The organism is Amphibacillus jilinensis Y1 (genome assembly GCF_000306965.1).
In the GTDB taxonomy this organism is placed as follows: domain Bacteria; phylum Bacillota; class Bacilli; order Bacillales; family Amphibacillaceae; genus Amphibacillus_C; species Amphibacillus_C jilinensis.
Genome location: NZ_JH976437.1, coordinates 113,138 through 139,016, shown reverse-complemented (window position 1 = coordinate 139,016; position 25,879 = coordinate 113,138). Strand labels below are relative to the sequence as shown.

The 25,879-nt window shown below is 36.6% G+C and carries 23 protein-coding genes; 21 read left to right on the top strand and 2 right to left on the bottom strand.

Annotated elements, in window-relative coordinates; genetic code table 11:
* Nucleotides 1-35: 35 nt before the first annotated feature.
* The 17 genes from safA (at nucleotide 36) to B494_RS0112285 (ending at nucleotide 18,329) form a co-directional block, all read left to right on the top strand.
* Nucleotides 36-1,040 (top strand): SafA/ExsA family spore coat assembly protein, encoded by a 1,005-nt coding sequence (safA, locus tag B494_RS21590; RefSeq protein WP_017472702.1) that lies wholly within the window; start codon nucleotides 36-38, stop codon nucleotides 1,038-1,040.
* 305 nt (nucleotides 1,041-1,345) lie between these two features.
* Nucleotides 1,346-2,089 (top strand): NAD(+) synthase, encoded by a 744-nt coding sequence (gene nadE, locus B494_RS0112360; protein ID WP_017472701.1) that lies wholly within the window; start codon nucleotides 1,346-1,348, stop codon nucleotides 2,087-2,089.
* A 130-nt stretch (nucleotides 2,090-2,219) separates the two neighbouring features.
* Nucleotides 2,220-2,951, top strand: a complete 732-nt coding sequence (locus tag B494_RS0112355; RefSeq protein WP_017472700.1) for a YebC/PmpR family DNA-binding transcriptional regulator — start codon at nucleotides 2,220-2,222, stop codon at nucleotides 2,949-2,951.
* Nucleotides 2,952-2,987: 36 nt separating this feature from the next.
* Nucleotides 2,988-3,320, top strand: a complete 333-nt coding sequence (locus tag B494_RS0112350) for a hypothetical protein (protein ID WP_017472699.1) — start codon at nucleotides 2,988-2,990, stop codon at nucleotides 3,318-3,320.
* Between the two features lie 133 nt (nucleotides 3,321-3,453).
* Complete coding sequence (locus tag B494_RS0112345) at nucleotides 3,454-4,026, top strand: BofC C-terminal domain-containing protein (RefSeq protein WP_017472698.1); 573 nt, start codon at nucleotides 3,454-3,456, stop codon at nucleotides 4,024-4,026.
* A 134-nt stretch (nucleotides 4,027-4,160) separates the two neighbouring features.
* On the top strand, nucleotides 4,161-4,766 hold the full coding sequence (gene ruvA / locus B494_RS0112340; RefSeq protein ID WP_017472697.1) for a Holliday junction branch migration protein RuvA: 606 nt from the start codon (nucleotides 4,161-4,163) through the stop codon (nucleotides 4,764-4,766).
* A gap of 19 nt (nucleotides 4,767-4,785) precedes the next feature.
* The gene (ruvB, locus tag B494_RS0112335) at nucleotides 4,786-5,790 is read left to right on the top strand and encodes a Holliday junction branch migration DNA helicase RuvB (RefSeq protein WP_017472696.1); all 1,005 of its coding nucleotides are present in this window, start codon (nucleotides 4,786-4,788) and stop codon (nucleotides 5,788-5,790) included.
* A gap of 178 nt (nucleotides 5,791-5,968) precedes the next feature.
* Nucleotides 5,969-6,997 carry a tRNA preQ1(34) S-adenosylmethionine ribosyltransferase-isomerase QueA gene (gene queA / locus B494_RS0112330; protein ID WP_017472695.1) on the top strand — a complete coding sequence of 343 codons (1,029 nt, stop codon included), beginning with the start codon at nucleotides 5,969-5,971 and terminating at the stop codon, nucleotides 6,995-6,997.
* Nucleotides 6,998-7,023: 26 nt separating this feature from the next.
* Entirely contained in the window at nucleotides 7,024-8,163 is a 1,140-nt protein-coding gene (tgt, locus tag B494_RS0112325) for a tRNA guanosine(34) transglycosylase Tgt (protein ID WP_017472694.1), read from the top strand.
* 21 nt (nucleotides 8,164-8,184) lie between these two features.
* Nucleotides 8,185-8,451, top strand: coding sequence for a preprotein translocase subunit YajC (gene yajC / locus B494_RS0112320; protein ID WP_017472693.1), 267 nt, complete (start codon nucleotides 8,185-8,187; stop codon nucleotides 8,449-8,451).
* Nucleotides 8,452-8,567: 116 nt separating this feature from the next.
* Entirely contained in the window at nucleotides 8,568-9,308 is a 741-nt protein-coding gene (locus B494_RS19330; protein WP_017472692.1) for an alpha/beta hydrolase, read from the top strand.
* A 230-nt stretch (nucleotides 9,309-9,538) separates the two neighbouring features.
* Nucleotides 9,539-11,077 carry a hypothetical protein gene (locus B494_RS0112310; RefSeq protein WP_017472691.1) on the top strand — a complete coding sequence of 513 codons (1,539 nt, stop codon included), beginning with the start codon at nucleotides 9,539-9,541 and terminating at the stop codon, nucleotides 11,075-11,077.
* 945 nt (nucleotides 11,078-12,022) lie between these two features.
* Nucleotides 12,023-13,660, top strand: coding sequence for a sensor histidine kinase (locus tag B494_RS0112305; protein ID WP_241211422.1), 1,638 nt, complete (start codon nucleotides 12,023-12,025; stop codon nucleotides 13,658-13,660).
* Nucleotides 13,653-14,420, top strand: coding sequence for a response regulator transcription factor (locus tag B494_RS0112300; protein WP_017472689.1), 768 nt, complete (start codon nucleotides 13,653-13,655; stop codon nucleotides 14,418-14,420). Before B494_RS0112305 ends, B494_RS0112300 begins: the two co-directional genes overlap by 8 nt.
* Nucleotides 14,421-14,509: 89 nt before the next feature.
* The gene (locus tag B494_RS0112295) at nucleotides 14,510-15,541 is read left to right on the top strand and encodes an extracellular solute-binding protein (protein WP_017472688.1); all 1,032 of its coding nucleotides are present in this window, start codon (nucleotides 14,510-14,512) and stop codon (nucleotides 15,539-15,541) included.
* 14 nt (nucleotides 15,542-15,555) lie between these two features.
* Nucleotides 15,556-16,650 carry an ABC transporter ATP-binding protein gene (locus B494_RS0112290; protein ID WP_017472687.1) on the top strand — a complete coding sequence of 365 codons (1,095 nt, stop codon included), beginning with the start codon at nucleotides 15,556-15,558 and terminating at the stop codon, nucleotides 16,648-16,650.
* Entirely contained in the window at nucleotides 16,650-18,329 is a 1,680-nt protein-coding gene (locus B494_RS0112285; RefSeq protein ID WP_017472686.1) for an ABC transporter permease, read from the top strand. Before B494_RS0112290 ends, B494_RS0112285 begins: the two co-directional genes overlap by 1 nt.
* A 548-nt stretch (nucleotides 18,330-18,877) precedes the next feature.
* Here the strand turns inward: B494_RS0112285 and B494_RS0112280 are convergent.
* Complete coding sequence (locus tag B494_RS0112280; protein WP_017472685.1) at nucleotides 18,878-19,261, bottom strand: TIGR04086 family membrane protein; 384 nt, start codon at nucleotides 19,259-19,261, stop codon at nucleotides 18,878-18,880.
* Nucleotides 19,262-19,401: 140 nt separating this feature from the next.
* On the opposite strand from B494_RS0112280, the gene B494_RS0112275 reads away from it, so the two are divergent.
* Complete coding sequence (locus tag B494_RS0112275) at nucleotides 19,402-20,691, top strand: ArsB/NhaD family transporter (RefSeq protein WP_017472684.1); 1,290 nt, start codon at nucleotides 19,402-19,404, stop codon at nucleotides 20,689-20,691.
* A gap of 61 nt (nucleotides 20,692-20,752) precedes the next feature.
* Nucleotides 20,753-21,394: a DUF421 domain-containing protein gene (locus tag B494_RS0112270; RefSeq protein WP_017472683.1), complete on the top strand. Its 642-nt coding sequence runs from the start codon at nucleotides 20,753-20,755 to the stop codon at nucleotides 21,392-21,394.
* A gap of 7 nt (nucleotides 21,395-21,401) precedes the next feature.
* Here the strand turns inward: B494_RS0112270 and spoVB are convergent, their stop codons facing one another.
* The gene (spoVB, locus tag B494_RS0112265; protein WP_017472682.1) at nucleotides 21,402-22,943 is read right to left on the bottom strand and encodes a stage V sporulation protein B; all 1,542 of its coding nucleotides are present in this window, start codon (nucleotides 22,941-22,943) and stop codon (nucleotides 21,402-21,404) included.
* 118 nt (nucleotides 22,944-23,061) lie between these two features.
* Between spoVB and B494_RS0112260 the strand changes: the two genes are divergently transcribed.
* Nucleotides 23,062-23,358, top strand: coding sequence for a post-transcriptional regulator (locus tag B494_RS0112260; protein ID WP_017472681.1), 297 nt, complete (start codon nucleotides 23,062-23,064; stop codon nucleotides 23,356-23,358).
* A 160-nt stretch (nucleotides 23,359-23,518) separates the two neighbouring features.
* The gene (secDF, locus tag B494_RS0112255; RefSeq protein WP_017472680.1) at nucleotides 23,519-25,774 is read left to right on the top strand and encodes a protein translocase subunit SecDF; all 2,256 of its coding nucleotides are present in this window, start codon (nucleotides 23,519-23,521) and stop codon (nucleotides 25,772-25,774) included.
* Nucleotides 25,775-25,879: the final 105 nt, after the last annotated feature.

The window sequence follows — 25,879 nt, the reverse complement described above, 5'->3', positions numbered from 1 at the left end:
GCCCAGTAAAAAGACATCAGAGAGGAGATTAACGCGTGAAGATTCATACTGTACAAAAAGGTGATACGTTATGGAACTTATCGAAAAAATATAACGTCGATTTCCAAGAACTTAAAGCACTTAATAATCAATTAGCTAATCCTGATATGATTATGCCAGGTATGAAAATAAAGGTTCCTAGTGTAACGAAACACGTCACACATCAAGATGCAAAGGAAAAAGTTATGGAACCTTTTAAATCGGTTCCACAAAAGGCGCAGCCAGTTATTAAAGAGGACGACCAAGTGCCTAAAAAAGAAGTAGAAAAGAAGATGCCTAAAAAACAAACACCGTTACCGAAGCTACCGCCAATGTCCATTCAAATGCCAAAGCTACCTAATATTTATTCTAATCACTATAATATAGATGTCGGGATTGAAGATAATGACACCATTATGCAAAATCAATCGATCCATCATTATCATCAGCCCAAAAAAGATGAAAAACCTAAAGAAATGAAAAAAGAAGAGGTGAAGAAGCCGATGCATACACATGATATGAAGGGATGGCCAATGATGCCGTGTTGCTATGTATGGGTGCCTTGTATGCCGATGCAGACACATTCCCATATACATCCAAGTAAGGATTGTCAGCCTGCTCCTGATGCGTGTTATCAATATCAAGATCCATCAATGCTACAGATGGCTCAGCCATATTACATGCCAACAGCTAACTATCAACAGCAAGGACAGTGGGGAGATCTTGGAAGTGGGGACCCTAATGTAACTGAAGGTATGGCTATGTATGATGATTATGATAGTGGAGATCAAAATCTCCAGTCACCTATGCATACGCAACAACCTATGTATATGCAGCCGAATCAAATGGATCCTTATATGCAACAAGCTATGCCTTTACAGGACAATCAATATGGATACATGGACCCTAATGCGATGTATGGTATGTCACCTATGATGCCATATAGCTACGATCCACAATGGACGGGATGGGGGCAATATCAACAACCCTTTCAGCCAATGCGTGAAGAAGATGAAGAATAAATAATAAAAGAATATGAATCGTTATTCAGCCAATCTTAACAAGTAGTTGGATGCACGAAGTGACGATTTTGTTCAGCATAAAATGCCCTCAGCAAATAGATACACTTGGCTGAGGGCATTTTATTTTTTAAAAGTGAGCTCAAATGAAAGGCATTAACGTTTTTTCATGGTCTTTTATCTAATTATTCATCTTATATTGATATAAATGTTTATGTTTTTATGCTTTAAATAATTGCATCTTTACCCATATTAAGTAATAATAAAAAGAGAAAACAAACTTTAAAAACCGGAAGGGGATATGTAAGGTGGAAGAACAAGTTGGCAAGTTGGTTAAGTGGTTACAAGATCAAGTGAAGGAGGCAAACGCTAAAGGGTTGTTAGTCGGGATTAGTGGTGGCATTGATTCAGCAGTTGTTGCTAACCTAATAAAAAAGGCAATGCCTGAGGATTCCCTAGGTGTTATGATGCCGTGTAAAAGTAACCCTGATGATTTAAAATATGCAAATGAAGTAGCAGAAGAAGCTGATATTGAGCATATTACCATTGATTTAACCGAAGCGCATAATACGTTATTTAATAAAATTACGAATGAACTTGATCAACAAGGCATTCATTATAAGGAGCAAGATAAGCTAGCAGATGCAAATTTACGTGCGCGTTTACGAATGAGCACCTTATATACGGTTGCTACGAATCATAATTATTTAGTTGTTGGTACTGATAATGCGGCAGAGTGGTACACGGGTTATTTCACAAAATATGGTGATGGAGGGATTGATCTCGCGCCTATTATTCACTTAACGAAAGGTGAAGTAAGGGAAATGGCTAAGTATTTAGGTGTTCCAGAACAGGTTATTACGAAAAAGCCTAGTGCCGGCTTATGGGAAGGACAAACTGATGAAAATGAAATGGGTACAACTTATGAGCTGATTGATCAATTTTTAAAAGGGGAATCAATTCCTATTAAAGATAAAGAAATTATTGAAGCGATGCACAAACGATCTGCTCATAAGCGTGAAGGGATTAAGGTGCCTGCCAAAAATGTTTGACATAGCAGATAAAAGTCTATCTATTTAAATGATTGTGACAATGATAAGAATGACTTTATTTAACAGCCTTGCCTATGCTATCATATAAAACGGAAATGATAAGTTTTATTTGAGAAAGGAGTCATAGTAGATGGCTGGACATTCTAAATGGAAGAACATTCAAAGACGTAAAAATGCCCAAGATGCAAAGCGGGGAAAAATTTTTATGAAAGCTGCCAAAGATATTTATATTGCAGCTAAAGAAGGTGGACCAGATCCAGAAATGAATCCTACGCTACGATTAGCTATTGATAAAGCAAAAGCAAGCAACATGCCAAATGACAATATTGATCGTGCAATCAAAAAAGCTACTGGTTCATTAGATGGAGCGAGCTATGAAGAAGTCGTTTATGAGGGATATGGTCCAGGTGGGGCAGCTATAATGGTTGAAATCTTAACAGACAATAAGAATCGTTCAGCCTCAGATGTTCGACATGCCTTTTCTAAAAATGGTGGTAATTTAGGTGAAAACGGTTGTGTATCGTTTATGTTTAATAGACGCGGTTATCTTGTGATTGATCGGTCGACAACAGAGGCTGATGAGGATACCATTATGTTAGCTGTGATAGAAGCTGGAGCAGAAGAAATGGAAACGACTGAAGATACTTATGAAATATTTACCGAACCCGATCAATTTAGTGATGTGAAATCTGCTTTATACGAAGAAGGCTATAACCTAGAAACAGCTGAAGTCACGTTGATTCCATCAACCTATTCAAGCTTGTCAGAGGGTGAGCGTAGTAAAATGGAGAAATTAATTGACCATCTTGAAGAACTAGAAGATGTGCAAGAGGTTTATCACAATGCAGATTTAACGGAATAAAATATTAAAAAGGTTATATTGAGGTGTGTATTCACAATGTGTGAAACAAGTGATGGTGAACAAGAATTTGCCTGTTTTTCTGATCAAGATAGAGAGAAAGCAAAAGCATGTTTAAAGCAATTTACCGCTGATCAATTTGATTATTTTGTTGTATATCAGAAGCAAGATCAAAAGACAATTAGAGAATTCCATTTTAATCAGGTGAAAAGACAAGAAAATGGTGATTACTTAATTGCTATGCATCATGAAGATACACTAGATCATATTAGCTATTACAATGGAGAGTCGCTTGTGCTCTCTCCGGCTGAGATATTAAAAGTAAGAAAAGTTGATCCAAATGAATATGATTTTGTTGTTTATACCGACTAACCACTAGTCGGTTATTTTTTTGCTTCTAAATTGAAATTTCAAAAAATCTATGGTTGCAAAGGGGGGATTTCATATGTGTAAAAAAAAAATAATTGTCTATGCTATGTTATATAAATGATTTTAAGAGGTGAAAATGTTGAAATATTTAATAGGGATTAACTTGTTATTGATCGTCATGATATTCTTTTATAATGGCTATCTGAATAACGATCAACCAGAGATAGAAGAAGATGAGCTCGTTGAAGTGTCCCGAACAGAACAACAGTCAAAGCACCCTGATGATTTAGCAACCATAGAAATTGTTTTGCAAAGACAATATTTGGACGGTAGAATGGATTCAGAAGTATTTGAGGAAACGATTACGTCGATGGAAGATTTTTGGTATACTTATGAACCTTATCAACTTATTGACCAAAAAATGGGGCAAATGATATTTAGAGAATACTTGGATGACATTTCCCCATACTTAAAAGAAGTAGGCTATTTCGGTTTATCTGAGCAACAGTTAACCATCTTTGAAGGTGAACCTCAATATGAGCAAGTGATTCAACAAGTATATGACTTGGACCTTGAGGCGTTACCAAAAGACAAACAGGAGAAATTGAGAAAAGGTATTAAAATTGATTCTAAACAAATATATCAAGATACAATCGAAGTTTTTCGCAACCATATTCCTAGCGAACAAGTACAAGGAGAGTCTGGATAATAACAGACTCTCCTTGTCGATTTCCTCCCTCTTCTAGAATCTAATGATTAATGGGCTAAACTAGGCGAACATACGATTGTGTGGTAAAATAGCAATTATGAAAGTATAGTGAGAGGTTGAGGAGCGATAATATAATGATAGCATACATACATGGAACATTAGTGGAAATGACAGAATTGGCAGCGATTGTTGATGTCAATGGTGTGGGCTACGAAATTTTTTGTGCTAATCCATTTCATTTCCAAGAATATATGAGCCAAAAAATTAAGATACATACTTATCATCATGTTAGAGAAGATGCGCAAATACTATACGGCTTTCGAAATACTGACGAGAAACAATTGTTTTCACAAATATTAAATGTGTCTGGGATTGGTCCTAAAGGGGCATTATCTATTGTAGGAAATGCCTCAGTAGAACAGTTTGTTCTGGCAATTGAAGAAGAAGATGAAAAGTTTTTAACCCAATTTCCAGGAGTAGGGAAAAAAACAGCGCGACAAATGATTTTGGATTTAAAAGGTAAATTGCCTTTTGTGATCCAACAAACTGAAGATACGCAGCAAGAAAATGAAGCCGTCGTTAAATTTGATAGTGAGAGTGTCAATGAGGCTGTAGAAGCTTTAAAAGCTTTAGGTTATAAAGAACGAGAAATTAAAGCTGTGATGCCACAATTGAAACAGGCTAAGCTCTCGAATACGGATGCACTAATACGTAAAGCTTTAGCGCTAATGATGCAATAAATGGGGGAGGGGGATATACGTGGAAGAGCGTATGATTACTGGAGAACAACTTGATAAAGAAGAAGAGATTGAATTAAGTCTTCGGCCACAATCGTTGAACCAGTATATTGGTCAAACGACAGCAAAAGAAAATTTGGCTATTTTTATTAAAGCGGCAAAATTAAGAAATGAACCTTTAGATCATGTTTTATTGTATGGTCCGCCAGGGCTGGGAAAGACAACAATGGCCTCTATCATTTCAAATGAAATGGAAGTGGCATTTCGTATGACCTCAGGTCCAGCCATAGAACGGGCAGGTGATTTAGCTGCGATTTTATCTGGATTAGAGGCAGGCGATGTTTTATTCATTGATGAAATTCATCGCTTGCCCCGCGCTGTTGAAGAGATTCTTTATCCAGCAATGGAAGATTTTTGTTTGGATATTGTCATAGGTACAGGATCTACTGCTCGCTCTGTAAGGCTTGATTTACCACCGTTTACTTTAGTTGGCGCTACGACTAGAGCTGGTTTATTGTCTGCGCCGTTAAGAGATCGTTTTGGTGTGTTAACGCGTTTAGAATACTATGAAGTAGAGGATTTAAGGGAAATTGTTGAACGTACATCTACTGTCTTTGATGTTAAAATTGCTAAAGAGCCAGCGTTAGAGATCGCTCGCCGGTCAAGAGGGACGCCACGGATTGCTAATCGACTGCTCAAGCGGGTTCGAGATATCTCCCAAGTTAAAGGTGAAGAGACTATTAGCTTAGAGACAACCCAACATGCTTTAGAAATGCTACAAGTGGATACGACGGGTTTAGATCATATTGATCATAAGCTATTGCTGGCTATTATTGATGCATTCCAAGGTGGACCGGTTGGTTTGGATACACTTGCTGCCACTGTAGGAGAAGAGTCTCAAACAATAGAAGATGTTTATGAGCCCTTTTTATTGCAAAAGGGATTTATTCAACGCACACCGCGTGGAAGATTGGCAACACCTAAAGCATATGAGCATTTCAATCGACCATTATTAAATTCAGACTGACGTTAATGCTATAAAACGAACCTTCAATCAGTGGGGGTGTTCTTCCCTCCACTGTTGTTAACTGAGTGAATCAGGACATTAGCGTCCGTTAACACCCGCCAAAATAAATTAGATTTACGCTCTATTTCGAATCGGTTGTTTTACGGATTTACTGCACATAAACGAATAGGAGATCATTATGGAAATAGAAGATTTTGATTTTTCATTACCAGAGCAATTAATTGCACAGAAACCATTAAAGGATCGAACAGCATCAAAGTTACTGGTGCTCAATAAAGAAAATCAATCGCTTGAACATACGCACTTTCATCATGTGATTGAGTATTTAAAACCTGGTGATTGTTTGGTGTTAAACGATACGAAAGTTTTACCAGCAAGGCTATATGGAACAAAGACAGATACCGGTGCTAAAATTGAATTGTTATTACTTCACCAAAGGGAAGGCGATTGCTGGGAAGTACTTGTTAAACCAGCGAAAAAAGTTAAAGAAGGTACTGTAATCAGCTTTGGAGAGGGTCTATTAACAGCAACCTGTAAAGAGGTGCTAAACCAAGGTGGTCGAATTGTAGAATTCACTTATCAAGGTATTTTTCTGGAAATCTTAAATGAACTTGGTGAAATGCCTCTCCCCCCTTATATTAAAGAACAATTAAGTGATCAAGATCGTTATCAAACGGTCTATGCACGTCAAGAGGGATCAGCAGCGGCACCAACAGCAGGATTACATTTTACAGAAGAGCTATTAAACAAAGTAAAGCAAAAGGGTATTGAAATTGCTTTTGTAACATTACATGTGGGGCTTGGCACATTTCGTCCCGTCAGTGTCGAGCGGGTAGAGGATCATCAAATGCATGCAGAATTTTACCACCTTAGTGAACAGGAAGCAAACAAAATCAATGCAGTTAAAGAAAAGGGAGGGCGTATTATATCTGTAGGTACCACTTCGACGCGTACTTTAGAAACGATTGCCTCGAATCATAATGGACAACTTATTCCGACAAGCGGATGGAGCTCTATATTCATTTATCCCCCTTATCGCTTTAAAGTAATTGATGGACTCATTACCAATTTTCATCTACCGAAGTCAACCCTTGTTATGCTCGTAAGTGCTTTAGCTGGGCGTGATTTCATCATGGAAGCTTATCATGCTGCTATTGAGCATCGCTATCGCTTTTTTAGCTTTGGCGACGCGATGTTAATTTTATAATATAAGAGTAAGAAAGTAGGAGAATAATGAATGCTGTAAGATATGAATTAATTAAAACATGTAAACAAACGGGTGCCCGATTAGGCCGTGTGCATACGCCACATGGTTCATTCGAAACACCTGTCTTTATGCCAGTAGGTACTTTAGCTACAGTAAAAACGATGAGCCCAGAAGAATTAAAAGAAATTGGTGCTCATATGATATTATCAAATACGTATCATTTGTGGCTAAGGCCTGGAGAGGATATTGTTAAAGAAGCTGGTGGTCTTCATCAATTTATGAATTGGGATGGCTCTATTTTAACCGATTCTGGCGGTTTTCAGGTTTTTAGTTTAAGTGACTTACGAGATATAGAAGAAGAAGGCGTACACTTTAGAAATCACATTAGTGGTGAGAAGTTATTTCTATCTCCTGAGAAAGCGATGAATATTCAAAATGCGCTTGGCGCTGATATTATGATGGCATTTGATGAGTGTCCGCCATACCCGGCTGAACATAAATATATGAAAGATTCAGTAGAACGAACAAGCCGCTGGGCTGAGCGTTGTTTAACTGCACATCAGCGTGCACATGATCAGGGCTTGTTTGGTATTGTTCAAGGTGGCGAATATGAAGACCTCCGTCGACAGAGTGCTAAAGATTTGACGTCACTTGATTTTCCTGGTTACGCTATTGGTGGGTTGTCTGTAGGTGAACCAAAAGATGTCATGAATCGTGTGTTAGAATTTACTACACCATTATTACCAGATTCTAAACCACGTTACTTAATGGGAGTAGGTTCACCGGATTCATTAATTGATGGTTCGATTCGTGGTATTGATATGTTTGATTGTGTTTTACCGACACGAATAGCTCGTAACGGTACGTGTATGACATCAAATGGTCGACTCGTTGTTCGAAATGCAAAATTCGCACGAGATTTCTCACCACTAGATCCAAATTGTGATTGTCACACGTGTCAAAATTATTCAAGAGCTTACATTCGCCATTTAATTAAGGCGGACGAAACCTTTGGATTAAGACTTACCACTTATCATAATCTATATTTTCTGGTAAAATTAATGGAGCAAGTTCGCGAAGCAATAAAAGCAGATCGACTTGGTGATTTTCGGGAAGAATTTTTTGAACAATATGGCTTCAATAAACCGAATGCAAAGAATTTTTAATGAAAGGAGGATGACTCAAATATGGGAGAAATGATTAGTTTAATGGCACCGTTTCTTTTAATGGCGTTTGTTTTTTATTTCTTTTTAATTCGTCCACAGCAAAAGCGTCAGAAACAAGTTAATCAAATGCAGTCTGATTTGAAAAAAGGTGATCAAGTTGTCACGATTGGTGGTATGCATGGTACTGTTCATTCGTTAGATGAAAGCACTCTTGTTATTGAAGTGGATGGTGGTCAAAAGCTTACATACGATCGCTCAGCTGTAAAACAAGTAATTGCACAAGAATAAGAAAGGTTCAGGTAGATAGTTGTCAAAGCTATCTACCTTTTCTATGGTGTTTTGTTTGAGCTTGGCCCAGAGACTAAATGAGTTACTAACATATTTGGAATAAGGAAGGCGTTTATATGGGTATAAAGAAAAAAATTGTTTTGATCAGTTTAGTCATCTTTTTAGTGTTGATCACCGTCGTCATTTGGTATCTAAATGATAGCTATGAGCCGATGGATGTAACCAATGTGGCTTTTCAACCAACAGAAGAAGTAGATGTTGAAACCATTCCAGAAGGCTATAGATTTACTCCGGTTGATAGCCCTACTAAAACAGGGCTAATCTTTTATCCCGGTGGTAAAGTAGAGACAGAATCATACGGTTTACTCATGCAGAAGTTGGCTGAACAAGGATATGAAAGCTTTTTGGTATCGATGCCATTTAACCTTGCTGTACTAAATCCTAATGCTGCTGAGGATATTATTAACAATAACCATGAAATCGAGGTATGGTATATCATAGGGCACTCTCTAGGTGGTGCAATGGCTGCCAATTTCACAGCCTCTTATTATGACCAGATTAACGGCTTAGTTTTACTAGGTGCTTATTCAGCTACCGACCTTTCGAATTTAGATATTTCGACCCTTACTTTGTGGGGCTCAGAAGATAAAGTATTAAATCAAGACAAATTAGTTGAGAATAGGGCGTATTTACCTAGCGAATCTTCTATTGAAATAGTAATAGAAGGGGGCAATCATGCTTATTTTGGTCATTATGGTGAACAAAATGGTGATGGTAAAGCGACAATCTCTAGAGAAGAACAACAATTAAACACTATTGAACATATTAATGCTTTTATCACAGATAACCGTCCGTAAAACACCCGATTTGAAATAGAGCATAAATTTGATTTATTTAGTCGGATGTTAACGGACGCTAATGTCCTGCCTTACTCGTGTATCGACAATCAATAGGTCTCTTCGTAATGAGCTAATTATGAACATCCTGTGAATCTATACTTGATAATGTTTACTCTTTCACAAAAACAAAGTATGATACATAAGTGTGTGCTTACTTAATTTTATTTATTTTTGAGAGGAGAACTTGAATGGAACATCTTATTCAGCAAGTCGATAGTTTACAGTTACTAAACCATTTCTTATTATCATTATTTTTATTAATACCTATGGTTCTAATTGCCCGGACTGTTGTCGCTGGTACACGTTATTCCCCAATTTTAATCATTGTTATTTTCGGTTTAGCCATGGGTTTTGTCCTTGTTGCAAGCGACTTAGCTGAACCTGGTCTTCAACAATTCCCCGTTATCGAATTGATTTCAAAAACAACCAATATTGCATTAATTGTTACTTTTTTTGTTGGTGGTCAAGAAATACGAAAGATATTTGGTAATAAGACCGGTGCAACCAAAGATTTACTTATTCACAATGAAGAAGAAGCAGTACTAGGTACAACGCGAACACAACTTGTTTTAATTGTGCGATCCTTCTTTTTACTAATTGGTATTGAAGCGATGAGTCGTATTCTTCTAGGTTTAGATACGGGCTCACTTGGAAGCTATTATCCTATTATGGCTTATCTTGGTCTTGTGGGATCGATTATTTTGATCGATAATCGAGCGAAAATTTTGGAAAAGCCATTATATATTCGTAAAGGTGTACTTGAGATTATCGTCATTATCGGTGTGCTTATTATGTCGTTCCACTTAGCAGAATGGGTACATACATTAGTGACACTCCCATCCATCTTCTTTGCGATGGTTATTGCGACAGTACTGGGTGTACTGTACTATGGCTATGTTTTTGGGCCAACAATTAAAGCGCTTTTGTTTGCAGGTATTCCAGTCGTTTTAGCAGGTAATTTCATGGTAGGTGGTTCTCGTATTATCGAAGTTTTTGAAATGGAGGGAACAGGTGCTGTATTAGGTTATGGGTTTTTCGGACAAATCTTTTGGATGTTCGGCGGTATGGCACTATTAATCTATTTCGGTAAGACAGCAAGTGTACGGAACTTAGCACCAGGTATGGCTGGAGCCCTATCACACACTGGTTTAACAGGTGCTTGTACCGCAGGTGATTTAGGTAAGCGAGCAGCAAATCGTGCACCTATGCTTGTTAATATCCCGTTTGCAATGCATATTTTTGTTTTTTCTATTCTAGCAGTTAGCTCGGAACGTGGATCATTGCTTTTAATACCATCGATGATTATGATTGCAATTGGTTTTGTTTTATTAATTATTGGACTTAGAAATATAAAAAAATCAAATAGTGATGATCGATCGGAAATGAAATCATTATTACAATTTGGATTCGGTTGGCAAATCATTGCCATTTTCGGTGGTTTGTATTTGCTAAGCTTTAGCAGTATGTCCATCGATTTTGCTGCGATGGCAAAGGCTTCTGCCATTTCTCACTTTGGTTTATTTGCCGGCATTCAGGAAGGAATGTTTGGTGCAGAAGCAGCGGGTTTAATCACCTTTACTTTCTCGATGACATTCTTAGTTCATCCGTTTGTTTTCTTTATGTTTGGTAAAGCAATGGAGAATAATGAAGAGATGCCTAAATCGCCTGTATTTATTCTATCTGCAATTGGATTAGTTGGCATTGTAGCTTCAGCACTATTATTATAAAAAATTGTAATTTTTCATCTACACCTAGTGGTAGCAAATTGTTTGCGTTAGCAAAGTGTAAAATGTCTACTAAAAAGTTAATCCGCAGGTGTAGATTTTAGTATGAAGTAAAAAAAGAAATTGATTCATTCAAGTTGGTTATAGGGTACTGACGAACTCAGGACATAAGTTCGTCAGTATAAACCTTTTAGATGGTAATTCAAAAATTTAAGACTAGTAAAATTGAAAGGTTATCGTGGCGTGAATCAACACGAAAAACTGTGCATGTTGGAATATCTGGTCTTTATGTTTTTTGACCTATCGATTCATTTATTTTTAGTAGCCATAATCGTGAGTCTGCTTAGATATGGAAGTGATCGTATCAAGATAAAGCAGAACCTCAGTAGCTTATGCATTATTAACTAAGCATTATCCTTGTGCTTCACCAACCGCAAACCTCATAGTAATCAACTGCATTCATACTTGTGATAAACTGGTCATGAGTAATCACTTTTATCCCCTCCCTGCGTCACCCTCTTCTGTTTGATGGTTTGGCTCACTGTCAGTATGTTTGTCAGCCAACGAATACAAATACCCATGCCATAATTAACGTGTACTCTAAGTATATGGGTTCACTAATTGTTATATAAGCGAACTCATTGGTGATTTTTTATATAGTCTGGATTTTTTTAAGATATGTTTTAAAGGATCTTATAGTGGTCATAATAGCTAGGTTAAAAGGCGACAATTAATTTGGCGTCCTAGCCTAAAATCAGTTGATTATCTGTGTCTAATCGGTAAGTTACTCCTCTTTCTTAAAACAAATTGGTTTTAAGAAGGGGTTTTTTGCCATTGCTAATTTACTGAGCTTTCAGCTAAAATATAGAATAATCATGAAACATAGCTACCTATAAAAGTGAAGATAATGAAATATGTCAAGCCGAGTGAGGTACTTTAAACGTGAAAATGAAAAGATTCGAGTCGAAAATTAGAAAAGACATTCTGAAGTTCTCATTTAAAATTATTACGGTCATGATTCTTATTACCATTATCACTATCGGTTTCTTCAACTACAATATGAGAAATTATCGATTGAACAATACACTTGATCATTATGGCGAAAGCTTGGAAGCCATAATAAAGACAAAACAAGAAGAACTTTATCAAATATCTGAGGATGTATTCGTTCGATTTTTGCAAGGCCAATCAGATTCAAGAAACGTATTTAGTTCATTTTACAGCTATAATGCAAGACAACAGATCAAAAGTGACCTTTTGGTTTTTGATGAAGACGTAGCTTTAGTGTTACATACTAACCCTGTTTTTGAAACTGACTATGCACTCTTTCATTTCTTAAACTTAGTCATCGAAAATGAAACACCTTTAGCTGAAACAGGAGTAATGCGGGTTTATCGCTCAAATCAGTCCTCTTATTTATTGTATATACATCCAATAATTGATGGGTCTATTATTGGATATGCAGTGTCGGTTATTAATGGAAGGGAATTTCAACTGTTAAGGGAAGATGCAATCACAAATTATGTCATTTATGATCAGTATGATAATGTTTTATCATCAAGTTCAGATAGTATTGTGAATTCAACGACAGGTAAGTTAGATTTTAATAATGACAACTCAAATAGAAATTTTCTATATAAAGAAGCACAGCTATATAATAATATCAATGTTACCGCATATATCAGAAATCAAAATTATGTTGGTGTTTTTTTGGCAAGCTTAATTGTGCTTACTATCTTATCATTGTTTATTTATTTTCAAACCTATATTTTCTCTAAAAATGTCTCGACAAAAATTGGTCACTCCCTATATTTACTTTATGATGAATTAATTAAAGTTAGCCAAACACCCACGCATCGAATATCAATTCAGACGGATGATGAATTTGAGACGCTAGCACAAAATATTAATAATGTTCTCGCTGAATTACAGAATGCGCATGACCGGAACATTAAGTTGAGTGAATTAAATTTAGAATCAGAACGTCGTAAATTAGAAGCACAATTTCATCCGCATTTCTTGGCAAACACATTAGAGACGATTCGCTCTGCCATCTATGTAGATAGCGGGTTAGCTGAAGAGTTGCTGACGCTAATGAATGATATCTTGAGATATAGTATTAGTGAAGGAAATGTCGATTTGAGCCTGCAGGAAGATTTAACTTATATTGAAAATTATTTAAAAGTTAATCAAATACGCTATGAGGATTTCACTTATGAATTTTATATTGATGACAAATTAAATCATTTACGTGTTCCCAAATTGTTTCTATTGCCACTAATTGAGAACAGCTTGAAATATGGATTTAAGTATCGACGCGATTTGAAGGTGCGGCTCTCTATCCATAAAAGCACTCATGGAGATGTCGTTATTCGTATCATTGATAATGGTGGCGCCCTAACATCAGATCAAGCTAACCGCTTAAATGTGATGTTAAAAACGACAACTAAGCCTGATCAGCACCACGGACTGATTAATACGAAACAACGCTTAAGCTTAATGTATCTACATTCTAGTTTTGTCATAAAAACGAAATGGAATTACACCGTTATAGAATTAAGAATCGCTGGAGGTCATTATGTATAAATTAGTCATTGTAGAAGATGAACCACTTATCCGTAAACGTCTGGTATATGGCTTAGATTATGAAAAACACAACTGTATTGTTGTAGGTGAAGCGAGAGATGGCGATGAAGGTGTGAAGCTTATTAAGGAGCTAGAACCGGATATTGTTTTGACAGATATCAATATGCCGATAAAAAGTGCATTTGAAATGTTAGAGGAAACACTAGATTATAGGTACTGCACCATTATTCTGTCTAGCTATAATGAATTTTCCAATGCTCAGAAAGCGATAAAATTTGGCGTGACTGAATTCATCGTAAAGCCGATAAATGAACAGGAGATCTATCAAGCTTTAGAACGAGCAATTACACAAGCGAAACAATTAAAAACAATTAAACAGCTCTCTTATTCCCAAGAAGCTTTAAAAGAACTGCATGCAAGCGAAGTAAAGATTCATCAAGTCAATGATGAAGTTGTCAATGAAATGATTCAGTTTGTCATGGAGAATTATGCTGAAAAGTTTGTATTCGATGATGTATCAAAAGCGATTGGTTACAGTCCTACCTTGCTTCACGATCGCTTCAAAAAAGAAGTGAACACGACTTTTAATGATTATTTAAATCGCTACCGTATTAGGAAATCAATCGAATTTATTTTAAAAGGTGAAAAAAAAGTTTATCAAATTGCTGAAGATTGCGGGTTCAGTGAATACAAATACTACAATAAGGTGTTTAAGAAGTATGTAGGTATGAGTACAAAAGAGTTCGTTGATAACCTGTAGGATATTCCCCTATACTATTCGATTTTTGGATATGAAAACGCGATCATTACCGTATAATCAAGGTATTAAACGAAAAAGGGGAGATAACAATGAAAGCGCTTAGAAAACAGTTGTTAGTTGTTTTAGCATTTATTGGTTTGATTACTTTATTAATCGGTTGTTCAAATAATGAAGAAGGTAACAGTGATCGATTAGTTATTTATTCACCTAACTCTGAGGGATTAATTAATGCAACGATACCAGCCTTTGAAGAAAAATATGATATTCAAGTGGATCTCATTCAAGCAGGTACTGGTGAACTATTCGCTAAATTAGAAAGCGAGAAAGATTCACCAGTTGCAGATATTATTTTCGGTGGTGGCTATACGCAGTTTTCGATGCACACTGATTTATTCGAGGAATATGTATCATCAGAAGATGGAAGTGTCATAGATGCTTATCAGAATTCAACAGGTTTCTATACGCCTTATACACTAGATGGTAGTGTATTGGTCGCAAACCGTGACATTTTAGGCGATATTGAAATTAATAGTTATGAGGACTTACTAAATCCAGAATTGCAAGGGAAAATCTCTTCAGGTGATCCATCGAATTCATCTAGTGCCTTCGCACAATTAACAAATATGCTGTTGGCTAAAGGTGGCTATGAGTCTGAAGAAGCTTGGAGCTACGTCGAAGATTTATATACCAATGTTGATGGTAAAATCAGTTCAAGTTCAAGCAATGTCTATCGTACGGTAGCTGATGGTGAAATGGCTGTAGGTTTATCTTATGAAGACCCTGTTGCCAAGCTGATTGAAGATGGTGCTAATGTCGAAATCATTTATCCTGAAGAGGGCGTTGTTTTCTTAGCCGCAAATGCAGCTATTATTAAAGGGGCGAATAATCAAGAATATGCTGAGAAGTTTATTGACTTTATTATTTCACAAGAAATCCAAAATGTACTCTCGACAACAACAACGAATCGCCCAGTTCGGGAAGATGTAGAGACAAATGATGTTATGAAGTCGTTCTCTGAAATTAATGCGTTGGAAGAAGACATGGATTTTGTATCAGAAAATCGACAAGAAATCGTGGATCGTTACAATGAAATCTTTGTACAGATTCAATCGAATGAATAAGGGGGGAGATTCTTATGACATTAATAAAAATAGAGCACGCAAAGAAAGTTTTTGACAATACCGTTGTTATACCGGATCTAAATATTACCATTAAAGAGGGGGCTTTATTCACACTACTCGGCCCCTCCGGTTGTGGTAAAACAACACTATTGAGAATGATTGCTGGGTTTAACTCGATCGAAGGAGGCGATTTTTCTTTCAATGAAAAGCGCATTAATGATCAAGAGCCTAGCAGACGAAATATAGGGATGGTATTTCAAAACTATGCGATTTTTCCTCACCTTACCGTTCGAGAAAACGTAGAGTTTGGGTTAAAACAGCGCAAACTTGATAAGAAAATTATTAGAGAGCGTGCTGAAAAATATTTAAAACTAATCCAAATGGAAAAGTTTATGGATCGTAAACCAGAACAACTAAGTGGCGGTCAACAGCAACGTGTTGCCTTAGCACGAGCATTAGCGATTAATCCAGATGTATTACTGATGGATGAGCCTTTAAGTAATTTGGATGCCAAACTAAGGATTGATATGAGAAAAGCCATTCGTGAAATTCAAAGAGAAGTTGGCATTACAACCGTCTATGTGACTCACGATCAAGAAGAGGCGATGGCAATTTCCGATCAAATTGCGGTAATGAAAGATGGTATTGTGCAACAAGTTGGCTCGCCTAAATCTTTATATCATCGACCTTCTAATGAGTTTGTTGCCTCCTTTATTGGTCGAACAAATATGCTTAATGCTGAATTGAAGCATAACGAGGAAGGTATTGCTGAGCTCCATTTACAAAATGACTTTACCATTCCTTATCCAAAATTAAATCATTTAGACGACCAGCAAGTACGTATTAGTATTCGGCCAGAAGACTTTATTCGAATCGAAGATACTACTTCGGTAGATACATTTAAAGTCAGAATTGAGGACAGTGTTTATCTAGGTTTGAATACAGAATATGTTGTTTCGCTAACGGATAAACATCATATCCAAGTAACCGAGGAATCAAGCTTTGATGAGGACTTAAACGTTGGTGATCGTGTTCATTTAACGATTAATACGAATAAGATTAACGTGTATTGTGCCGACGGGTTAACTAACCTTTCGGAGGTGAAGTAATGAAAAACACAAAGAAAGTAAACCGATTTCGGTTAGATATTTGGGGGATAGCTGGCTTAGTTATTTTGATAACCTATTTGCTTTTTCTAGTCTATCCAGTTGGTAATATATTGAAGCAATCATTTTATACTAGTGAACTCGGTTTTTCGATTGAGAACTTTTCTAAATTCTTTTCAATGAGTTACTATTCTGACACGCTCTTTAATAGCTTTAAAGTCTCGATTACAGCAACTTTTTTCGCTTTGATTATTGGTATTCTACTCGCCTACCTATTCGCTATGTTTGACTTTAAAGGGAAAAAGTTTTTAAGGATTTTAATTATCATTGCTTCAATGTCAGCACCGTTTATTGGCGCGTACTCTTGGATTTTATTACTTGGACGCAGTGGTGTCATTACAAGCTTCTTGAGCAGGATTTTTGGTTTTCAAATGCCAGACATTTATGGCTTTTCAGGCATTGTACTCGTGTTTACCCTTCAACTATTTCCATTGATTTTTCTCTATATTAATGGTGCGTTCAAGAGCATTGATCAATCGATTTTAGAAGCTGCAGAAGGCATGGGGGTAACAGGTATAAGTCGTTTCTTCAAAGTTGTCTTACCATTACTAATGCCTACCGTCCTAGCTGGAGCATTGCTTGTCTTTATGCGTGCATTCTCAGACTTTGGTACACCAATGTTAATTGGCGAAGGCTATCGAACCTTCCCAGTGTTAATTTATACTGAATTCATTAGTGAAGTCGGTGGAGATGCTGCCTTTGCTTCTGCATTAGCGGTCATTGCCATTGTCATAGCACTATCGATTTTTATGCTTCAACAGGTCGTTTCATTGCGTTTTGCTTTTTCAATGAATGCTTTGCACCCTGTCCGAACAAAGAAAGTAACCGGTATTAAAAAGGTGCTTGTATATGTTGCGAGTTACGGCATCGTATTTACAGCGGTACTTCCACAACTGTATCTTGTTTATACTTCATTCCAAAATACAAGTGGCATGGTCTTTCAATCGGGGTATTCTTTAGATAGTTATCTAGAGGCATTTTCACGGATGGGAAATTCAATCTTTAACACGGTAAGAATTCCTTTCTTTGCGATCATTTTGGTTATCCTGTTCGCTGTCTTTATTTCGTATTTAGCTGTTCGGAGACGAAATGCCGTAACATCAACAATTGATAGCTTAAGTATGATTCCCTATATTGTTCCAGGTACAGTACTAGGGATTGCTTATTTAACGTCATACAATACTGGTATTGGTGGATCAGGCATTTTATCAATCACCGGCACGACGATGATCTTAGTTATTTCATTCGCTGTCAGGCGGCTACCTTATACCATTCGCTCTTCAGTCGCTTCACTTCATCAAATTTCTCCATCGATTGAAGAGGCAGCTCAGAGCTTAGGTAGTAGTAAGCTAAATACGTTCTTTAGAATCACTGTACCGATGATGATGCCTGGTATTATTGCGGGTGCGATCCTAAGCTGGATTACAATGATTTCCGAATTATCGACCTCAATCCTGTTGTATACAGTGAATACCAGAACCGTTACGGTTGCGATTTACACTGAAGTCATTCGTGGTAATTACGGCATTGCCGCGGCCTTATCAACGATTTTAATGATTTTTACCGTCCTATCCTTACTATTGTTCATGAAGGTTTCGGGTAAGGATGAAATTAGTTTGTAATATATCTTTATCGAGCATAAGCCCTTTGTCTAAAAGTAGATGAGGGGCTTTTATTTAGTTAATATCCTTGAAGGGAGGCTTAACAACACTCAAAATGGTGTTGTAAGTCCGGATCCTCCTTGCTTACCTGGTTGTTCTAACGCCCTCAATAGTAGCTCTCTACCCACCATGTATAGAAGGGAGATTTGTTGTGAAGTGAGAGCGTTATGAACAACCACTTCCTGAAAGTTACACTAAAGCTTTTCAGCAAGCATAGCTGTTCTTAACTTTAAATTTAATTTCCTCTTTAAATTAAGTTAATCACTATAGCGTCTACTACAATAATTACTGTTATCAATGGCATTTAAAAAGATGGCCCCTGTTCAATAGAAACCACCTCTTAGTTAATTGAACTCTTTTTTCATTCTTGTGTGCATGATGCGGGGACCACTTTATAGCAGATCGATTTCTTTATTCAAGTAAAATATTGATAATGCAGTATGAAAATCAATTGCCTTATTAAAATTGAGTACATATAAGTACGTTCATCAGGGCTAACTAAACCGCAACTATCCGTCACTTGATCGACTTCCCAATAAATTCACCCCTAAAATTGCTCCAAGTGTACTCGTGATTAAAAAACCAAGGTGATAAAGGAGCTGATACATGGAAAAATGTTCGCTATACCCCAAATATTGATAAAGATAAATCATTAAGCTGAAACCAAGGCCCAGTATTAAACCTACCAGCCAACCATTTTGTTTAGCTTTCACACCACTCACAAATGCACTAAAAAAAATCATTAGAAATGCGATAATTGTTGTTAATCGGCTTAACAATGGGTTAGTCAGTGATGTGAACTGTAAACCTAAAGCGAGAATAAAACTTGATAATATCAACAAAGTAATCATCATCATCCAGCCATAGATTAAAGCTGTCGTATGCTGTTTCACTTGCTTTCCTCCCTCTTAACTTGTCCTCTTGTCATTACAATATGATGATAAATTCTTAATTAGACATCGATATTTCAAACATTTATGACATATAGTGTACAAGTAATGCCTATCAATTGATTGGCTTGGAGGGACTTGTATTGGCAGTTACTTTAGCGGTAAGTATATTTATTATTTGTTATTTTTTTATTATACTTGGAAAAGTTAATCAAGCATTAGTAGCGATGACTGGTGGCACATTATTAATGATTACTCACATCTACAGTTGGGAAGACGCGTTTCGTTGGTATATAAATTGGGATACGATTGCTTTACTTTTTTCAATGATGGTCATTGTCTCGATCACCGAACGAACAGGTTTATTTCACTATATTGCGGTCTCCTTTGCTCAAGCTGTTAAAGGGAAACCCGTTTCTTTATTAGTAGGCTCTTCAGTACTAACAGCAATCGGTTCTGCATTATTAGATAATGTGACGACCGTGCTATTATTTGTCCCTATTATGCTTGCGATCACAAAGCGATTACATTTACCGACCTTTCCCTATTTAATGATGATTATTTTTAGTTCGAATATCGGTGGAACAGCAACGCTTATTGGTGATCCACCTAACATTATGATTGGGCAAGCTGTTGAACATTTTTCCTTCTTATCATTTATTGTCCATTTAGGGCCGATTGTTGTTTTATTGTTAGCTATTGTAAATGTTTTTATGGTAGCTATATTCAAGAAACATTTGGTTGTTGATCCTAAATTAGTTAAACAATTATTAAAACAAAACCCAGCATATTATCTGCAAAATAAAACGCTACTTCTACAATCTGTTGCTGTTCTGATCCTTACGATGCTTGGCTTTATTTTTCACTCTGCCTTAAACCTTGATTTAACAACTGTTGCTGTTTCAGCAGCCATTTTGTTACTCCTATTAACAGAACAACAGTATTCTATTAATAAAGTGTTTGAAAAAGTTGAATGGGAAACATTATTTTTTTTCTTAGGTTTATTTGTCTTGGTTGGTGGGTTGGAAGAAGTCGGTGTCTTAGACTTTATTGCTCAACATCTAATTTACTTGACCCGTGGTGATATGATCTCAACGTCAATAGGTTTATTGTGGGTTTCAGGTTTGATCTCACAATTTATTAATAACGTTCCGTTTGTCGCAGCGATGATTCCAGTTATTCAGGAATTTCAATCATTTGGTATCGACTATCTAGATCCATTATGGTGGGGACTGGCACTAGGCGCTTGTTTGGGAGGTAATGGCACCTTGATTGGTGCTTCAGCTAATGTTGTCGTAGCAGGTATTGCAGAAGGAGAAGGTGAACGTATTTCTTTTGTTCAATTTTTGAAATTTGGTTTACCACTTGTTTTTCTATCACTTGTACTGTCAACGATTTACTTGGTATTGCGTTATTTGTTTCCGTTGCTTTAACACATAACTTTAAGGTGCTTGGGTACTTTAACAGTAATGCTGAAAAAATGGGTGATTATAAATGGTAATTATTATTACCCGAACGTTGTTGACTTACGGGTTTATTGTATTGTTTTTCCGTCTGATGGGTAAACGTGAGATTGGGGAGCTAAGTTTACTGGACATTGTTATTTTTATTATGATGGCAGAAATTGCGGTATTTAGTATAGAAGACCCTAATAATCCAATCTCACATGCGATTGTCCCGATGTTTTTACTAGTGATTATTCAACGACTAACTGCCTATATTTCTTTGAAAAGCAAGCGTTTTAGAGATTGGTTTGAAGGTAAACCCTCATTAATCATCGCGAACGGTCAAGTTGATGAGAACGAAATGCGTAGACAACGTTATAATTTCGATGATCTTATGCAACAATTGCATGAAAAAAGTGTAAAAGGTGTCCAAGATGTAGAGTATGCTATTTTAGAACCTAACGGCAAACTTACGGTATTTGAAAAAGAACAACCCCAATCTAGTGGTTTTGTTCATCTGTTAATTATGGATGGAGAAATTCAATACGATGCGTTGAAAACATTAAATAAAAGCGTGCAATGGTTAGAGGCAGAATTATTGAAAAAAGGTTATTCAGAGTTAGATCAAATATCTTATTGTACGATTGACCAAGCGAAGAATTGGTTTATTGATCTAAAAGATGAACGCTGATCATTGATCAGCGTTTTCGAATGAGTGGCCTTACTTCTTTGAGTGTTATAATTTTTAAAGCAAAGATATAGATTAAGTAAAGGCCGATCATCACAGTAATAAGTATGACGAGTAACCATAGATTGTCTTGGTAGAAAGGAAACCAAGCCATTAATACCTTGCCTGTGATATAGGTTAACAATACAAGTAATAGCATCTTGAAAAGGTCACGAAAAGCAAGCTGAAAGTTAATTAGTTTTTTTAAGCTGGTGTAATGCAATAATGTCGTAAAAATCGCTGATGCAGATAAAGCAATCACCGTCCCGAAAATACCTAATGTCGGTTGAATCGTTAACACAACTAGAATGGCATATTTTAAAATAGTTGCAAGCAATGTATTCCACATCGCCACTTTTGCAAAGTCAAGGGCTTGTAAAGTGGCATTCAAGGGAAACTGTAAATAGACAAACAAGAAGAACGGAGACATAAATTGGATTAAATAACTTGCCTGGGTATCGTTGTACATATACATTAAAATGGGTTCAGCAAATAAAAACAAAACAACCGATGCAATGGCACCAGAAGCAAAAGAAATGCGGATCGCCTGGTTAATCCGATAATGAACAGTGCGATGCTGTTGCTTCGCTTCAGCTTCACTAATATTTGGGATTAACGCAATCGCCAAAGCGTGGGTAATAAAGGTTGGGAAAAATAATAATGGAATCGCATAGCCGGTCAGTATCCCGTATTGTTTGGTCGCCATCACGGTTGAAAAACCAGCAATAGCCAAGCTTTGCGCCACAAGAATGGGTTCAAGAAAATTGGATAGGGAGCTAATCAAACGGCTTCCTGTACTTGGGATCGCAATGGAAAGTAATGATTGAATCGTTGTCTTACTTGCTTTTAAAGTTGAAAAAAACTGTCTTCTTACTTTTATTTTTTTACTTGTCTTAAAATAGCTGAACATAAAAACTAATGAGACAAACTCTCCAACAATAACTGAAAACATCGCCCCAGCAGCAGCGTATTCAACACCATAAGGGATGAGTAAATTCACAAAAAAAGTAATGCAACCAATTCGAATAACTTGTTCAATAATTTGTGCATAACTCTGTGGCTTCATATTTTGCAAGCCTTGAAAATAGCCACGTAAGACTGCACTAATCGCACTAATAGGTACCATTGGTGTAATGGCTAATAAAGGATAGAGCGTGCGATTATCTGTCAAGAGATGATTGGCTATATATGGAGAAAGAAAGATCATCAGGCAAATAAAAAGAATACTTAAACTTCCGGTAATTGTGAGTGAAACAACAAGGATTGTTTTAATTTTTTTGCGATCTTGATAGGCATTTGCTTCGGCGACACGTTTTGAAATGGCGATCGGTAACCCCACCTGTGATAAGGTGTACATTAAGAATAGGGTAGGTAATGCCATATTATATAGACCAATGCCTTCTTCTCCCATTAGTCTTGCCATCATGATTCGATTTATAAACCCAAGTAAGCGCGTAATTAACCCTGCTGTAGTTAGAATAATCGTCCCTTTTAAAAATGATTGCTTTGGCATAATTTATAAATCCTACCTTCTCAAATTTTTAAAATTCATATACAATGAATTATATGCATGGCAGATGTACAAGCATGACTAGATGGTGAAATTCATCTGCTTTTGAGGAGGAAACGCAATGGAAAAGAAGCATGTTGAAGCATGGAAACCACTATTGCAAGATGTGATCGATAGTAAAGTTAGCGAATTGCAATTATTTGGTTATCGTGATGCGACTTCAGATAACGTTTGGCAGTGCTTATTAACGAAGGTTTGGCGTAAAGATCAAGAAAAAAGATTGTATCAAGTCGTTGAAGATATTTTCCACCTTAATGCCCATGTGTTTATGAGTTATCTGACTGTGCAAAACTATCAAAATGATGATCTTTTAGCATCAATTGCAGCAGTTACTACCGATCAGCAAGAAGATAATTGACAATGATTGTTAAACCCCGCATAATACATAATGGTGATTTAATTATCTTTAAATTTATTTTATGTGTTCATTTATACAAAATGTGCTTAGCTTGTTTAATAGGAATAATCAAAAGCTTAATTTTTCATTTGAATGTTAAGCTGAGGAGGAAGCAATACATATGATTAGAAAAAATCGCTTGATTGGCTTTTTAATTGTTTTATTAACCTTAATTGCTGTCATTTCAACGACAGCAACCGATACGGCGAAAGAATTAAACCTTGGTCTTGATTTACAAGGTGGTGTTGAAATTTTATATCAAGTAGAACCATTAGATGAAGAACAAGAGATTACGTCCGGTGTCCTTGATGCTACGGTTCAATCGTTGCGTCAACGTGTTGATGTGTTGGGGGTAAGTGAGCCAAATTTCACTATTGAAGAACCGAATCGGATTCGCGTTCAACTTGCTGGGATTGAAAATGAAGACGAGGCACGAGAATTGTTGTCAACATCGGCACGGTTGTCCTTTCGAGATGTTGAAGATCAAGAATATTTAGATGGCTCAGACTTAGTGGAAGGTGGCGCTCGGCAAGATTTTCATCCACAAACGAATCAGCCGATTGTAACATTACAGCTAAGAGATGCGAGCCGATTTGGAGAGGTAACCCGAACAATTCGAGAAGATGATCAACTAAGTAATCAGTTGGTTATATGGCTAGATTATCAAGAAGAGGACGCGTTTGCAGAAGAAGTTATCAAAGATGATCCGAAATTCATTTCAGCACCGATGATTAATCAAGTGTTAAATACAACGAATGTATGGATTGATGGGAATTTTACGGTGCAATCTGCACAACAATTAGCGGATATTTTAAATGCAGGTTCACTGCCTGTTGATTTAAATGAAGAATATTCAACATCTGTTAGTGCCCAGTTTGGTATAGATGCCATGAATGAGACGATATTTGCCGGTGCACTAGGGATTCTATTTATCTTCCTTTTCATGATTGCATATTATCGATTTCCAGGTATGATTTCTGTGATCACATTGAGCTTGTATATTTACCTCGTTCTACTTGTGTTCGGATGGATGAATGGTGTACTTACCTTGCCAGGTATTGCGGCACTGATATTAGGTGTAGGGATGGCGGTTGATGCCAACATTATTACCTATGAACGTATGAAAGAAGAGTTGATGCAAGGCAAAACGATGATTGCAGCCTTTAAAGCTGCTAATAAAAATTCGTTATCTACGATTTTTGATGCGAATATTACAACCCTTATTGCGGCAGCGATTTTATTTATTTTTGGGACAAGTTCAGTAAAAGGTTTTGCAACCCTACTTATAGTCAGTATTGTTTTGAGTTTTATTACATCTGTATTTATCTCTCGATGGCTGTTAGGGTTATGGATCAATAGTCGTATCTTAAATAAACGTTATCGTTGGTTTGGTGTTAAGCCATCAGCGATTCAAGATATTTCTGATGCCACACCGATTGAACCAACCGTATTAGGAAAACAGTTTGATTTTGTTAAACATCGCAAGAAGTTTTTTGCCGCTTCTTTGCTGTTAATAATAATGGGTGTTGTCTTCCTCAGTACGATGGGACTTAACTTAAGTATTGATTTCACTAGTGGTTCACGTGTTGAAGTGAATACGGTCGAAATGGTAGCTGAAGAAGAAATTATTGATCACTTTAATGCACTTGACTTAGATGTTCAAAGTCTGTCTTTCTCTGGTAATGATAATGAAATAGCTGTGGCACGGTTTGACCAGCAATTAAGTCAAGAAACGGTTGCCGATGTACGCTCATATTTCGATGAAGCCTATGGAACTGATATTAATGTCAGCACGGTTTCACCAATAGTTGGTCAAGAATTAGCACGAAATGCGATTCTGTCTGTACTATTTGCATCAATTTTCATTATTATTTATGTCACGATTCGCTTTGAATTTTATTTTGCATTAACAGCCATTGCTGCATTATTACATGATGCCTTTATCATTTTAGCGATATTTAGTATGACACAAATTGAGTTTAATAATACGATCATTGCTGCGATCCTAACAATAGTCGGTTATTCGATAAATGATACCATCGTTACTTTTGATCGAATTCGAGAAAATTTAAAAGCAAAGCAACGTGTGCGTTCTTTTGATCAATTAGCGAAAATCGTTAATGATAGCCTGATGCAGACGTTGGCTAGGAGTATTAATACGGTACTGACCGTCATCGTTGCCGCATTGTTTTTATTCCTATTCGGTGCAAGTGCAATTACAAACTTTTCATTTGCTCTTGTCATTGGTTTGTTTGCTGGTATGTACTCCTCACTTTTCATTGCTGCACAAGTATGGCTCGTATGGCGTGGTCGCAATATTAAAGATAAACCAATTGTTTATGTTGAGAAGAAACGTAACAATGGTCCGCAAGTTTAAAGTTATAAATAAGTTCGAAGCCAGTAAAGCTAATAAAAAACGCTTTACTGGCTTCATTTTTTTGTTTAACAAACTGAATGTTGTGGTAAAACTTAAATAAGTATG

Excerpts from the sequence above, each read along its gene's own strand:
- B494_RS0112300 (WP_017472689.1), top strand. The coding sequence starts at position 13,653 with ATGTATAAATTAGTCATTGTAGAAGATGAACCACTTATCCGTAAACGT.
- B494_RS0112305 (WP_241211422.1), top strand. The coding sequence starts at position 12,023 with ATGAAAAGATTCGAGTCGAAAATTAGAAAAGACATTCTGAAGTTCTCA.
- B494_RS0112285 (WP_017472686.1), top strand. The coding sequence starts at position 16,650 with ATGAAAAACACAAAGAAAGTAAACCGATTTCGGTTAGATATTTGGGGG.
- B494_RS0112345 (WP_017472698.1), top strand. The coding sequence starts at position 3,454 with ATGTTGAAATATTTAATAGGGATTAACTTGTTATTGATCGTCATGATA.
- tgt (WP_017472694.1), top strand. The coding sequence starts at position 7,024 with ATGAATGCTGTAAGATATGAATTAATTAAAACATGTAAACAAACGGGT.
- B494_RS0112295 (WP_017472688.1), top strand. The coding sequence starts at position 14,510 with ATGAAAGCGCTTAGAAAACAGTTGTTAGTTGTTTTAGCATTTATTGGT.
- B494_RS0112290 (WP_017472687.1), top strand. The coding sequence starts at position 15,556 with ATGACATTAATAAAAATAGAGCACGCAAAGAAAGTTTTTGACAATACC.
- B494_RS19330 (WP_017472692.1), top strand. The coding sequence starts at position 8,568 with ATGGGTATAAAGAAAAAAATTGTTTTGATCAGTTTAGTCATCTTTTTA.
- queA (WP_017472695.1), top strand. The coding sequence starts at position 5,969 with ATGGAAATAGAAGATTTTGATTTTTCATTACCAGAGCAATTAATTGCA.
- B494_RS0112310 (WP_017472691.1), top strand. The coding sequence starts at position 9,539 with ATGGAACATCTTATTCAGCAAGTCGATAGTTTACAGTTACTAAACCAT.
- B494_RS0112350 (WP_017472699.1), top strand. The coding sequence starts at position 2,988 with ATGTGTGAAACAAGTGATGGTGAACAAGAATTTGCCTGTTTTTCTGAT.
- secDF (WP_017472680.1), top strand. The coding sequence starts at position 23,519 with ATGATTAGAAAAAATCGCTTGATTGGCTTTTTAATTGTTTTATTAACC.
- B494_RS0112260 (WP_017472681.1), top strand. The coding sequence starts at position 23,062 with ATGGAAAAGAAGCATGTTGAAGCATGGAAACCACTATTGCAAGATGTG.
- B494_RS0112270 (WP_017472683.1), top strand. The coding sequence starts at position 20,753 with ATGGTAATTATTATTACCCGAACGTTGTTGACTTACGGGTTTATTGTA.
- B494_RS0112355 (WP_017472700.1), top strand. The coding sequence starts at position 2,220 with ATGGCTGGACATTCTAAATGGAAGAACATTCAAAGACGTAAAAATGCC.
- ruvA (WP_017472697.1), top strand. The coding sequence starts at position 4,161 with ATGATAGCATACATACATGGAACATTAGTGGAAATGACAGAATTGGCA.
- spoVB (WP_017472682.1), bottom strand. The coding sequence starts at position 22,943 with ATGCCAAAGCAATCATTTTTAAAAGGGACGATTATTCTAACTACAGCA.
- yajC (WP_017472693.1), top strand. The coding sequence starts at position 8,185 with ATGGGAGAAATGATTAGTTTAATGGCACCGTTTCTTTTAATGGCGTTT.